The sequence below is a fragment of the Pseudorhizobium sp. NPDC055634 genome, assembly GCF_053618655.1.
Genome location: NZ_JBSHHW010000003.1, coordinates 375,707 through 388,141 on the forward strand (window position 1 = coordinate 375,707; position 12,435 = coordinate 388,141).

Annotated in this window: 13 protein-coding genes and 1 pseudogene; 4 read left to right on the forward strand and 10 right to left on the reverse strand. The window is 64.2% G+C overall.

Features of this window, described 5'->3' with window-relative positions:
- Both ACWGPT_RS07115 and ACWGPT_RS07120 read left to right on the forward strand, forming a co-directional pair.
- Positions 1-1,215, forward strand: coding sequence for a GNAT family N-acetyltransferase (locus ACWGPT_RS07115; protein WP_452604895.1), 1,215 nt, complete (start codon positions 1-3; stop codon positions 1,213-1,215).
- Positions 1,212-1,637: an HIT family protein gene (locus ACWGPT_RS07120; protein ID WP_452604947.1), complete on the forward strand. Its 426-nt coding sequence runs from the start codon at positions 1,212-1,214 to the stop codon at positions 1,635-1,637. The genes ACWGPT_RS07115 and ACWGPT_RS07120 overlap by 4 nt, the downstream gene beginning before the upstream one ends.
- 61 nt (positions 1,638-1,698) lie before the next feature.
- Here ACWGPT_RS07120 and ACWGPT_RS07125 read toward each other — a convergent pair.
- The 9 genes and pseudogenes from ACWGPT_RS07125 to ACWGPT_RS07165 form a co-directional block, all read right to left on the reverse strand.
- Positions 1,699-2,554, reverse strand: a pseudogene (locus ACWGPT_RS07125) (urea carboxylase-associated family protein).
- 52 nt (positions 2,555-2,606) lie between these two features.
- The gene (locus tag ACWGPT_RS07130) at positions 2,607-2,945 is read right to left on the reverse strand and encodes an AzlD domain-containing protein (RefSeq protein WP_452604896.1); all 339 of its coding nucleotides are present in this window, start codon (positions 2,943-2,945) and stop codon (positions 2,607-2,609) included.
- Positions 2,935-3,696 (reverse strand): AzlC family ABC transporter permease, encoded by a 762-nt coding sequence (locus ACWGPT_RS07135; protein ID WP_452604897.1) that lies wholly within the window; start codon positions 3,694-3,696, stop codon positions 2,935-2,937. Before ACWGPT_RS07135 ends, ACWGPT_RS07130 begins: the two co-directional genes overlap by 11 nt.
- A gap of 83 nt (positions 3,697-3,779) precedes the next feature.
- Entirely contained in the window at positions 3,780-6,302 is a 2,523-nt protein-coding gene (gene clpA / locus ACWGPT_RS07140) for an ATP-dependent Clp protease ATP-binding subunit ClpA (RefSeq protein WP_452604898.1), read from the reverse strand.
- 9 nt (positions 6,303-6,311) lie between these two features.
- Positions 6,312-6,665: an ATP-dependent Clp protease adapter ClpS gene (gene clpS / locus ACWGPT_RS07145; RefSeq protein ID WP_452604948.1), complete on the reverse strand. Its 354-nt coding sequence runs from the start codon at positions 6,663-6,665 to the stop codon at positions 6,312-6,314.
- A gap of 227 nt (positions 6,666-6,892) precedes the next feature.
- Positions 6,893-7,246: a phasin family protein gene (locus ACWGPT_RS07150; RefSeq protein ID WP_452604899.1), complete on the reverse strand. Its 354-nt coding sequence runs from the start codon at positions 7,244-7,246 to the stop codon at positions 6,893-6,895.
- A 105-nt stretch (positions 7,247-7,351) separates the two neighbouring features.
- Complete coding sequence (locus ACWGPT_RS07155) at positions 7,352-7,555, reverse strand: DUF3126 family protein (protein ID WP_452604900.1); 204 nt, start codon at positions 7,553-7,555, stop codon at positions 7,352-7,354.
- Positions 7,556-7,697: 142 nt separating this feature from the next.
- Entirely contained in the window at positions 7,698-8,522 is an 825-nt protein-coding gene (cysE, locus tag ACWGPT_RS07160) for a serine O-acetyltransferase (protein ID WP_452604901.1), read from the reverse strand.
- A gap of 114 nt (positions 8,523-8,636) precedes the next feature.
- Positions 8,637-9,413, reverse strand: a complete 777-nt coding sequence (locus tag ACWGPT_RS07165) for an alpha/beta fold hydrolase (protein WP_452604902.1) — start codon at positions 9,411-9,413, stop codon at positions 8,637-8,639.
- 148 nt (positions 9,414-9,561) lie between these two features.
- Here ACWGPT_RS07165 and ACWGPT_RS07170 point away from each other — a divergent pair, with 148 nt between their 5' ends.
- Complete coding sequence (locus tag ACWGPT_RS07170; RefSeq protein ID WP_452604903.1) at positions 9,562-9,807, forward strand: zinc-finger domain-containing protein; 246 nt, start codon at positions 9,562-9,564, stop codon at positions 9,805-9,807.
- A gap of 17 nt (positions 9,808-9,824) precedes the next feature.
- Positions 9,825-10,988, forward strand: a complete 1,164-nt coding sequence (locus ACWGPT_RS07175; RefSeq protein WP_452604904.1) for an FAD-dependent monooxygenase — start codon at positions 9,825-9,827, stop codon at positions 10,986-10,988.
- A 1-nt stretch (position 10,989) separates the two neighbouring features.
- On the opposite strand, the gene ACWGPT_RS07180 is transcribed toward ACWGPT_RS07175, so the two are convergent.
- Positions 10,990-12,180, reverse strand: a complete 1,191-nt coding sequence (locus ACWGPT_RS07180) for a cystathionine beta-lyase (RefSeq protein ID WP_452604905.1) — start codon at positions 12,178-12,180, stop codon at positions 10,990-10,992.
- Positions 12,181-12,435: the final 255 nt, after the last annotated feature.

A 12,435-nucleotide genomic window follows, 5' to 3' on the forward strand; every position in this document is an offset into this window, starting at 1 on the left:
ATGACAGAACCGCTCTCCATCCGCATCGAGAAAAGCTTTCCGGCTATCCCGCCGGAGGCCTGGTCGCGGCTTTCGGGAGCGTCGAAGTCCGGTCCCGGCGTCTACAATCCTTTCCTCTCGCACGCCTACCTCTCGGCCATGGAGGATTCCGGTTCGGCCACCGCCAGGACCGGCTGGCTCGGGCACCATGTCCTGCTCGAGGACGCGGCAGGAACGCTGCTCGGCGCCATCCCCGGCTACCTCAAGAGCCACAGCCAGGGGGAATATGTCTTCGATCATGGCTGGGCCGACGCCTTCGAGCGTGCCGGCGGGCGCTATTACCCGAAGATCCAGTGCAGCATCCCCTTCACCCCGGCGAGCGGACCTCGCCTGCTTGTCGCCGACGGACAGGATCCCGGGGCGGTCCGCGCGACGCTTGCGGCGGGTCTCCAGCAGGTGACACGCCAGCTCGGCGTCTCCTCGGCCCACGTCACCTTCCTTCCGGAAGACGAACTGCCCTTCTTCGAGGAGGCGGGCTACCTGCATCGCACGGACCAGCAGTTCCATTTCATCAACGAAGGCTATGCCAGCCACGACGCCTTCCTCGACACGCTTGCCTCGCGCAAGCGCAAGGCACTGAAGAAGGAACGGCGGGCGGCGGTGGAGAACGGCATCACCATCGACTGGCTGACGGGCAGCGACCTCACCGAGGATATCTGGGACCAGTTCTTCGCCTTCTACATGGATACCGGCAGCCGCAAATGGGGTCGCCCCTACCTCACCCGCCGCTTCTACTTGCTGATCGGCGAGCGCATGGCCGACGACATCCTGCTCGTCATGGCGAAGCGCTCCGGCCGCTATGTCGCAGGCGCCATCAACTTCATCGGCGGCGACGCGCTCTACGGCCGCCACTGGGGCTGCATCGAGGATCACCCCTTCCTGCATTTCGAACTCTGCTATCATCAGGCGATCGATTTCGCCCTTTCCCGCGGGCTGAAGCGGGTAGAGGCCGGGGCGCAGGGCGAGCACAAGCTCGCGCGCGGCTATCTTCCCGTTACGACCCATTCGGCGCACTATATCGCCCATCCGGGGCTGAGGCGCGCCGTTGCCGATTACCTCGAGCGGGAGCGCCTGAACGTGGCGCATGCCGGCGAATACCTGGAAGCCCACAGCCCCTTCCGCAAGGGCGAACGACAGCAACGAGAACCGAGAGACGAAGGAGAGGAATGCCAATGAACGGCCCGGCCTATGACGACGACAACATCTTCGCCAGAATCCTGCGCGGTGATATCCCGTGCCACAAGGTCTACGAGGACGACGATACCCTCGCCTTCATGGACGTGATGCCCCAGGCGCCCGGCCACCTTCTGGTCGTGCCGAAAGCACCCTCCCGCAACCTTCTCGATGCCGACCCGGCGGTGCTCGCCAGGACCATTCCGGTGGTGCAGAAACTCGCGCGCGCCGCCAGGCAGGCGTTCGATGCCGACGGCATCACCATTGCCCAGTTCAATGAGGCGGCGTCCGGACAGACCGTCTTCCACCTGCATTTTCATGTCATCCCGCGCCGCGAAGGCGAGCCGTTGAAGCCCCATTCGGGAAAGATGGAAGACGGGGGAATCCTCAAGGCCCATGCCGAGAAGGTCAGGGCCGCCCTCTAGACATGTCCGCGGACCGGAAAGGGAGGCACCGGCGCCTCCCTTTCTTTATTGCCCCGAACCGTCAGGCCGGGCTCCCATAAGCGTTGCGATCCGGGAACGGCCAGCCCGACAGGAGATCCATGTCCGGCCGGAAAACCTCGATCTTCAGGGGATGGCAGGCGGCGACATCGCTTGAATGCGAACTGCCGCAATCGCCGCCCGGGCAGGCGGAGAGCGCGCCGAGCAGGTCGATCTCGGCGAAGAATTCCAGGTAGTCGCCCGGTCTCACCGGGCTCGCCTTCATGAAATACTGGTGCGTATCCTTCGTGAAGCCGGTGCACATGAAGACGTTGAGGACGTCGTGGACATGCGGCTCGGCCTCGCCGAAGAACATCCCCCGTGCCGACGATAGCCCGGCAGAGGTTGGAATGGCAGCAATTGTGGTAGTCGTCACCGCTCAGCAGCCGGTTCGTATAGGGATCGCAGCGCGTGCCGATGACGTCGTGCACGCCGGCCCCGTCCTCGTCCCAGCCATACCAGCCGAGCGTGTCGTGGGTGATCGTCGCCATCGGCCGCAGCGACGGCAACGTGCTCCACAGCCGGTCGCCGACCGACACATGCGTCGCATGCAGCGCTCTCGTCTTGCCACTAAAGAACCTCTCGGCGAGGTCGTTGGCGTTCCACAGGTTGAGATCGCCGACCTGCGGTCCCTCCACGCTGACGATCCGGAAGAAATGACCTCTCGGCACCGTGAAGGCTCTCCCGTCACGCGGCGGCACGATCACCTCGTCGATCTTCTCTAACGTTCCCCTCGCCCGTTCCAGCCGCTCCATGTCGGGGGAAACGAGCGTCCCGTTCGGATAGACGACGACGGGCTTCCTCGACCGACGCGCGGCCGCATCTACGGGTTCCGGTGAAAGGGCTCTTCTGTCTGTCATGGGAAAATGCCGGTTGGGTGAGGTATGCCGCGGATGGGGAGGCTCGGTAGCGCTAGAAGCCGAGCCAGTAAAGCCCGAGCCCGAGGAGCACGGTTGAGGTGACGACCGCGACGCCGATGCGCTGTCCCGCAAGCAGGAATGCGGCAAAGCCGACCCCCGCCGCGCCGAGACGCAGCCAGAGCGGCGCTTCGGCAAGCGTGCCCGTCGGAAAGACGATGAGCTTGGCGGTCACCGCCATGACCAGCGCGGTGGCGACCGCGCGCACCCAGTGCAGCGCCTCGGAATCCTCGTCCAACCGGTTCCCAGCCAATACGCCGAGCCAGCGCCAGATATCGGTCGCGAGCCAGCCGGCGACCGCGATCACCACGAAGGGCCACCATTCACTGCCCATGCTGCTTCTCCACCTGCACGCTGCCTTTTCGCCCCCGGATCCAGAAACGGTCGATGAGATAGGCGAGCGTCCCACCGCCTATTCCCGCATAGAGCACGTCGAACCCCGGTGACACCAGCGCCAGCAAGGGGCCGGAGACAACGCCGATCACGAAGGCGATCCTCACCACCGCATGCCGCGCCGTCGCCCAGATCGAGGCGAGGAAATAGACCGGCGTCAGCATGAACAGCGCACCGGAAATGACCGGCGGGAAACCTTCCACGATCCCGTAGCAGACGGCGACAATCAGGGTGTTGGTCAGCGTCAGCGTGATCCCGAAGCCGGCGAAGAAGGTCGCGCGGTATTCCCGCGGCACGTCCCGCAGCCGCTCGGTCGCGAAGACCCAGGCGGTGATGGCGACGAAGTGCGAGAGCAAGAGAAGCAACCAGGTCGGCGTCCGCGCGGTCCGCATCTCCGGAATGAGCGACGCCACCATCGGCATCATCCGGATCGACGAGAGCGTCACGGCGACGAAGCAGGCGGCGATATGGGCTCCGCTCGCCATCATCCCCACCAGGATCATCTTGGCCGGCAGGGCCCAGATGGAGAGCGTCATGAAGATCGCCTCGGCGCGGGTGATGCCCGATTCGAAGGCGAAGGCGCTGAACCCGACGAACGATGTCATCAGGATGATTGCCGGCAGCGAAGTGATGCCCCGCATCCCGGCCAGGAACCAGAAGGAAGCGGACTGCGTATCACTGCTTGGCGACATGAGGAAACCGGAGGCAAGGCGGACTGGCCGCAGGAAAAGGCAATGCCGGGCTTACACCCGGCATTGCTGTTCTGGTAGGTCGGTTACTTCGACTTCGGTACGCGCGGCACCATGCTGCTGCCCTTGCGCGGGGTAGCGGGCGGCGCCGCGTCGGAGGTCGTCGCGACCGCCTCGGCCATCGGGCGACCCTTGTCGCCGCCGTCCTTGCCGGAAGTCTTCTTGGCCTTGCGGGGCTTCCTCGGTTTTGCGCCCGCCTCGTCCAGGGACCCTTCGACCTCGGCTTCGGGCTTGGGCTTCACCGGGGCGGCCTCCGGGACGCATTCCAGCACGAGGCCGTCCTTGCCGTCCTCCTGCTTGCCCACGGAAACATGGACGACACCGCCCTTGCGCAGCTTGCCGAACAGGATCTCGTTGGCGAGCGGCTTCTTGATATGCTCCTGGATGACCCGCGCCAGTGGCCGGGCCCCCATCCGCTCGTCATAGCCCTTGTCCGCAAGCCAGGCGATGGCGTCCGGCTGCAGGTCGAAGGTCACGTTGCGTTCGGAAAGCTGCGTCTCCAGCTGCATGACGAACTTCTGGACGACCTGGTGGATGACCTCCGTCGGCAGCGGCGCAAACGGGATCGTCGCGTCGAGCCGGTTGCGGAACTCCGGCGTGAACAGGCGGTTCAGCGCCTCCTCGTCCTCGCCGGTGCGCCTGGACGAACCGAAGCCGATCGCCGCCTTCGCCATTTCCGATGCGCCCGCATTGGTCGTCATGATCAGGATGACGTTGCGGAAGTCGATCTTCTTGCCGTTGTGATCGGTCAGCGACCCGTGGTCCATGACCTGCAACAGGATGTTGAAGATGTCCGGATGCGCCTTCTCGATCTCGTCGAGCAGGACGACGGAATGCGGATGCTGGTCGACGCTGTCGGTAAGCAGGCCGCCCTGGTCGAAGCCGACATAGCCGGGAGGTGCGCCAAGCAGACGCGAGACCGTGTGCCGCTCCATGTATTCCGACATGTCGAAGCGCAGCAGTTCCACGCCGAGCGACGCGGCCAGCTGCTTGGCGACTTCGGTCTTGCCGACACCCGTCGGGCCGGAGAAGACATAGCAGCCGATCGGCTTGTTCGGCTCGCGCAGGCCGGCACGTGCGAGCTTGATGGCGGTCGCAAGTGCCTCGATTGCCTTGTCCTGGCCGTAGACGACCGAACGGAGTTCCTTTTCGAGGTTGGCGAGAACCATCTCGTCGTCCTTCGAAACGGTCTTCGGCGGAATCCGGGCCATGGTGGCGATGGTCGCCTCGATTTCCTTCTCCGTGATCAGCTTGCGCCGCTTGGAGGCGGGCAGAAGCATCTGTGCCGCACCCGTCTCGTCGATCACGTCGATCGCCTTGTCCGGCAGCTTGCGGTCCGAGATGTAGCGGGCCGACAGTTCCACGGCGGACTTGATGGCCTCGTTCGTGTAGCGGAGCTTGTGGTACTCCTCGAAATAGGGCTTCAGCCCCTTCATGATCTCGATCGCATCGTCGACCGAAGGCTCGTTGACGTCGATCTTCTGGAACCGGCGGACAAGCGCCCGGTCCTTCTCGAAGAACTGCCGGTATTCCTTGTAGGTCGTCGAGCCGATGCAGCGGATCGCGCCGGAGGAGAGCGCCGGCTTCAGGAGGTTGGATGCATCCATCGCGCCGCCCGACGTCGCACCCGCACCGATGACGGTGTGGATCTCGTCGATGAAGAGCACCGCGCCCGGATATTCCTCGAGCTCCTTCACCACCTGCTTCAGCCGCTCCTCGAAATCGCCGCGATAGCGGGTACCGGCGAGTAGCGTGCCCATGTCGAGCGAGAAGATCGTCGCGTCCGCGAGCGCCTCGGGCACCTTGCCCTCGACGATCCGCTTGGCGAGGCCCTCGGCGATCGCCGTCTTGCCGACGCCGGGATCGCCCACGTAGAGCGGGTTGTTCTTCGACCGGCGGCAGAGCACCTGGATGGTCCGGTTGACTTCGGAATGGCGACCGATCAACGGATCGATGCGGCCGTCCCTGGCCTTCTCGTTGAGGTTGACGCAATAGGCCTTCAGCGCCTCTGCCGGCTTCTTGCCGGTACCGTCGTCCTGCTCGCGGGAGGGCTTGGCATCCGCATCGCTTTCCTCGGCGCCGCGGGGCGGACGCACCGTGGAGGACCCGGGTCGCTTGCCGATGCCGTGGGAGATGTAGTTGACGGCATCATAGCGGGTCATCTCCTGCTCCTGCAGGAAGAAGGCCGCATGGCTCTCGCGCTCGGCGAAGATCGCCACGAGCACATTGGCGCCCGTGACCTCTTCTCGCCCGGAGGACTGGACATGGATCACCGCGCGCTGGATCACGCGCTGGAAGCCGGAGGTCGGCTTTGAATCCTCGTCGTAACCGGTGACGAGGTTGGCAAGCTCGTTGTCGACATAGTCGGTCACGGTCTTGCGCAGGGCATCGAGGTTGACGTTACAAGCACCCATGACCGCTGCTGCATCGGCATCGTCGATCAATGCCAGAAGCAGGTGCTCGAGCGTGGCATATTCATGATGCCGCTCGTTCGCGTAGGTCAGTGCCTGGTGTAGCGCCTTTTCAAGACTAGGCGAAAAAGTTGGCACGTGGGCTCCTCACTTCTTTTCCATCACGCACTGGAGCGGGTGCTGGTGCTGGCGGGCAAAGTCCATGACCTGGCTCACCTTCGTCTCCGCAACCTCGTACGTAAAGATCCCGCATTCCCCCACGCCATGGTTATGAACGTGGAGCATGATCCGCGTGGCTGCTTCGCGATCCTTCTGGAAGAAGCGCTCCAGAATGTGGATGACGAACTCCATCGGCGTGTAGTCATCATTAAGCAGCAGTACGCGGTACAGATTTGGTTTCTTCGTTTTCGGCTTCGTGCGGGTGATGACGGACGTGCCGCGATTAGCGTTGTCTCCGTCGCCGCTTTTTTCGTTTTGCATCAAGATCGGCCGTGCGATCATCTTCATTCATTCCCCAGGCATCCGACGAACGCGGTCGGCTCGAACGGCGGGCATCACATCGGTACTAACTTAGTTCATTGGGCCGGAATTTTAAGCCCCCCTCGCCGTCGCGCAATCACTATTCCGTCCGGCAACCGCTTCATCTGCCTATTCTTGCGAAGCTTGAATCGAAAGGCCGGCGACAGTTGCGCCGCCGGCCTCCGAAATCCTGTCCGATCCGGCTGGGGTCAGGCGGCATCCGCCGCAACGACCGCGGTCGAAAGAGCGGCCGTTGGCTGCGGCTGGGACTTGTAGGCGGACTTGGCAAGCTGGGAGTAGAGCTCACCGAGCTTGGTCGCCTCGGCGACGAAGCTGTCGTAGGACGACCTCACGTAACCGGCCTGGATCTGGTAGGCTTCTTCCATGCCGCGCGCCGACATCAGCGCTTCCATGAACGCATTCATGTCATCGTAGGACCGGCGGGAATATTCGCTCGCCTCGGTCGCGATGACCTGAAAGCTCCTCACCATGCCGGAATAGCTCTTCAGCATCTCCTCCATGGTCTCCATGCTCTTCTTGCTGGCATTGTCGAAATTGAACATAGCGGTGCCCCTGGTTCATTCGCACCTGCTCATAGAATGGCGGGCGGATCGATGAGTCAAGGGACTATTGTGCAGCGCACAAAGTATACCGTTCCGGCGATCGGCCTAGAGGTCGACGTCGAGGATTGCCATGGAGAAGTTGTAGGAGCGGTCGCCGTCTTCATCGTCCACGTAGACGACCCCGAGGAACTCATCGCCGAGATAGACTTCGGCGGAATCGTCTTTCCTCGGCCGAGCCTTCACGACCATCTGCGGATTGAACATCCGCTTGAAATAGCCGTCGAGCTTCTTGATTTCGTCAGGTTTCACGATGTCTTCTCCGTACGCGGTTCGGTTCGCCGCGCTTTTGCCATGCCATCAAGGGCAAAGTAAAGGCAGGCGCCGGCTCGCCGCCGCTTTTCCCCGGCCCAGCCGGCGGCAGCGCGCCTTCGTCCGCTCAATCTTCGGCCGCTCAATCTTCGGAGGTCAGCAACTGGTCCATCAGCCGCGCGGGCTCGGAGCAGCCGGCCTCGCCGACCACCTTCGCGGGAACGCCGGCAACCGTCTTGTTGGAGGGAACCGACTTGAGCACCACGGACCCGGCGGCAACGCGCGAGCATGAACCGATATCGATGTTGCCGAGGATCTTTGCCCCCGCGCCGATCAGCACGCCGTTGCCGATCTTCGGGTGCCTGTCGGCGCCCTCCTTGCCGGTTCCGCCGAGGGTGACGCCGTGCAGGATCGAGACATTGTCGCCGATGACGGCCGTCTCTCCCACCACGAGCCCCGTCGCGTGGTCGAGGAAGATGCCCCTGCCGATCCGCGCTGCCGGGTTGATGTCGGTCTGGAAGACGCTGGAGGCCCGGCTCTGGAGATAGAGCGCGAAGTCGCGGCGCCCGCGGTCGAGCAGCCAGTGCGCCAGCCGATGGGTCTGGATCGCGTGGAAGCCCTTGAAATAGAGCACCGGCTCGAGGAACCGCAGGCAGGCGGGATCGCGGTCGTAGACGGCCTGGATGTCTACCCTGAGGACGCTGCCCCATTCGGGCCAGTCGGCCAGCATCTCCGCAAAGGTCTGGCGCAGGAGTACCGCCTGCATGTCCGCATGGTCGAGACGCTCGCAGATCCGGTGGATGACGCAGTCCTCGAGCGAGGCATGATTGAGGACCGTCGAGTACAGGAAAGCGGCGAGGAGCGGATCCCGGTCCGCGGCAGCCTTCGCCTCCTGGCGCATCGTGTCCCAGATCGGGTCCACCGTCGCGACAGGTTCGTTGGGACGGATCTCGGTTCTTGCGGCCATGGCCGTCTCCTCGTTTCTCTAGCCGTCGATTATATAGAAAGAACTTTACAGGAAGACCAACGGTGGCGAAATCGCATTTCGTTGATGCCTGGGTTCAATCACGGTGAATGTCGATCAGAACTGGGAATAGAAATCCAGCACCGCCTTCTTGAAGACCCTGTCACCGACCGCCAGCATGTGGTCGCGACCGGGGATGTCGAGCGCCGTCGCGTTCGGCATCAGCGCCGCGAGCTTCTGTGGCGATCCGGCGATGTCGTCCTTTGTCCCGACGCCGATCAGCGTTGGAGCATCTATCCGCCCCATGTCGGCTTCGGCCACGAGATCGCGGGAGCCTCGAATGCAGGCCGCCAACGCCTCGCGATCGCTCCTCGTCTGCTCCGCGAAGGCACGGAACATCCTGCCGCGTTCGTGTTCGACGTCGTTGAGAGACGGCGCCAGCAGCGCGTCGGCGATCGGGTCCCAGTCGCCCACCCCGTCCGTCATCCCGCTGCCGAGCCCGCCGAGCACCAGGGACCGGACGCGGTCCGGATGGGCGAGCGCCAGGAACACCGAAATCCTCGCGCCCATCGAATAGCCAATAACGTGGGCTTCCGGTATGCGCAGGTGGTCGAGGAGCGACGCCGCGTCCTCGGCCATCACCCATGGACGATAGGCTTCCGGGTCGCGGGGCTTGCCGCTGAGCCCATGCCCGCGGTTATCCATCGCGACCACGCGGTAGCCCGCGTCGCCCAAGGCCTTCACCCAGCCCGGATGAACCCAGTTGACCAGGGCGCTGGAGGCAAACCCGTGGATCAGGAGAACCGGATCCCCCGCCGGGTCTCCCTCGTCGAGGTAATAGAGATCGAGGCCGTCGTGACGGAAGGAGGAGAAGGACGGAGCATTGAGGTTCATGAAATAGCCTTGGTCATAACCGGACGCATGATCCGCATGTATTCCGACCGGCCCCCGGTTTCTAGCCTCCCGCGGCCCTTTTCCCTCTACACATTCGCAGGCCGGGACTATATGGTCCGCCGCCATCGACAAGCATTCGGAGACGACCATGGCCGGGCACAACATTCCCCATTTCCAGAACGACGGCGGACATCGCGTGATCGAGATCGGCGTCAAGGAATTCATGTGCACCGGCGCGTCCGTGCCCTTCGATCACCCGCACATCTACATCGACATGGGCGATGACAGCGAGAAGGTCTGTTCCTATTGCTCCACTCTTTATCGGTACAACCCGGCGCTGAAGCCCGAGCAGACCAATCCTCCGGGCTGCGTCTTCCACGTCAACGCCGCCTGACGCGAAGACGCTGATCCATGGCTGTCGAGAAGGTCGCAGTCGTCGGGGCCGGCGTGGCGGGACTGACCGCTGCGCTTTCCTTCGCGCGACGCGGCATCGCATGCGACATTTTCGAAGAGACGAAAGAACTGCGGGAGGTCGGCGCCGGCCTGCAGATTTCGCCCAACGCCTCGCGTATCCTCCATGAACTCGGCGTCCTTCCGGCCCTTGAGGCCGTCTGGGCCGAACCCGAAAGGATCGCGCTCGCTTCGGGCACGTCGCGCCGCGACCTTGCCCATGTTCCGGTGGGCGAGTTCGCCCGCAAGCGCTGGGGCGCCCCCTATGGGGTCCTCCACCGGGCGACGCTCCAGCAGGTCCTCCTTTCGGCGGTTGAGGCCGATCCGCTCTGCAGCCTTCACCTGGGCTCCCCGCAGCGGGGCGACATCGCCGCGAGCATTACGGCCGCCACCGGCAAGTCCTACCCTCTCGTCGTCGGTGCGGACGGCGTCTGGTCGAGGGTCCGCGAGCAGGTGCCGGGAGCGCCGGTCGCACGCTTTTCTGGGAATGTCGCCTGGCGCTTCACCGTGCCGGACGACGATGTCCCCGACTGGCTCCCCCGCGACCAGGTCACGGCCTTCCTCGGCCCGGCGGCGCATCTCGTCGCCTACCCGCTGAAGGATACCGGCGGGATAAACCTCGTGGCGATCGCCTCCGGCATATCCTCCGCAAGCGTCTGGGACGCGAAGGCAAGCGACAGCCAGCACCGCATGCTGATGGCGCAACTTCGCGGCTGGGATGCGCTTCTCCTTCGCATGCTGGCCTCCGCCGGACGCCCGACGTTCTGGCCGCTCTACCAGGTATCGGCCGGCCGCTGGCAAAACGGCGGCGACATGGTCCTCATCGGCGACGCCGCCCACGCGATGATGCCCTTCGCTGCCCAGGGTGCTGCCATGGCCATCGAGGATGCCTTCGCGCTTTCGGCGCGGGTGTCCGGCACGGCGCCGCTTGCGACGGCGCTCGCGACCTTCGAGGCGGAGCGCGGGGCGAGGGTCGCGCGGGTCCGCGCCCGAGGCGAGTTCAACCGCTTCGCCTACCACGCCCGCGGCCCCATCCGCATCGGGCGGGACCTTGTCCTCGCCTTGAAGCCGCCGCGCTCGCTGGCGGCGGAGATGGACTGGCTCTACGGCTACCGGACGCCCTGACTCAGACGGCCGCCGCGGCAGCGAAGCCTGCCTCCAGGTCCTTCTTCAGGTCGGCAACCTCCTCGAGGCCGATCTGCAGCCGGATCACCGGGCCGTCCGTCGGCGCCTTCCGGATCGTGCGGTCCGAGAGGTTGACCGGCACCGCGAGGCTCTCGTAGCCGCCCCACGAATAGCCGAGCCCGAAGAGCTGCAGCGTGTCGAGCATGGCATGCGCCTTTGCGCTGAACCGGCCCGCGGCGTCCACCTTGAGCACGAAGGAAAACACGCCGCTCGCGCCCTTGAAGTCGCGCTTCCAGATCTCGTGGCCCGGAAAGCTCGGCAAGGCCGGATGCAGAACCCTTGCGACGTCGTCCCGGCCTTCAAGCCAACGGGCGATCTCAAGCGCGCTCTTCTGGTGATGCTCGAGCCGCAGGCCCATCGTCCGCAAGCCGCGCAGGATCTGGTAGGAGTCGTCCGGCGAGCCGCATATCCCCATCGTGATCGCGGCATCCTTCAGCTGTGGCCAATATTTGGCGTTGGCCGACACCGATCCCATGATGATGTCCGAGTGCCCCGAGGGATATTTCGTCGTGGCGTGGATCGAAACGTCGACGCCGAAATCGAGGGGGCGGAAATAGAGGGGCGTCGCCCAGGTATTGTCCATGGTGACCACGCATCCATGGCGATGGGCGGCCTCCGAGATCGCGCGGATGTCCTGCATCTCCATCGTGTTGGAACCCGGGGCCTCCGTATGGACCAGCCTGGTATTCGGCCGGATCAGGGTCTCGATCCCCGCTCCGATCTCCGGGTCGTAATACTCGATCTCCACCCCCAGCCGCTTCAGCATCGTGTTGCAGAAGAGCCGGCAGGGCGCATAGACCGAATCAACGATGAGCGCGTGGTCGCCGGCGGAGAGGAACGCCAGGAACGGCACCGATATCGCCGCCAGCCCCGACGGAACGAGGATGGTCCCGGCCGAACCTTCCAGCTCGTCGAGCGCCTCGCAGAGCGCGTCCGTGGTCGGCGTACCCCTGGTTGCATAGGTGTATTTCTGTGCTCTCGTCTCCATCGTCCGGCAATCCGGGAAGAGCACGGTCGAGGCGTGGACGACCGGCGGATTGATGAAGCCGTGGTAGCTGGCGGGGTCGTGTCCGGCATGGACAAGGCGCGTGTTGACGCCGGCGTCGGCGGACAAGGAAGACCTGTTTTTCATGTTGGAAGAGGCTCTCTGCTGGAATGCGGCACGATGTTGCCGCCTGCCGGAAAACCGGTCAAGTCCGACCCGGCCGTTGCAAGTTCAATCGCACAACAGGGGTCGCCCCGCCAATGCTTTCGGCATGAAACGCACAAGTATTGGCACCGCCGGTTTGAAAATAGGCACGTTAAGGGTGATCGACTCTTTTCGGACACAATTTGAATGTCGCAGGCTTGACCATGCCGATGTTTTACGACTGTGATAGCGCTCCCG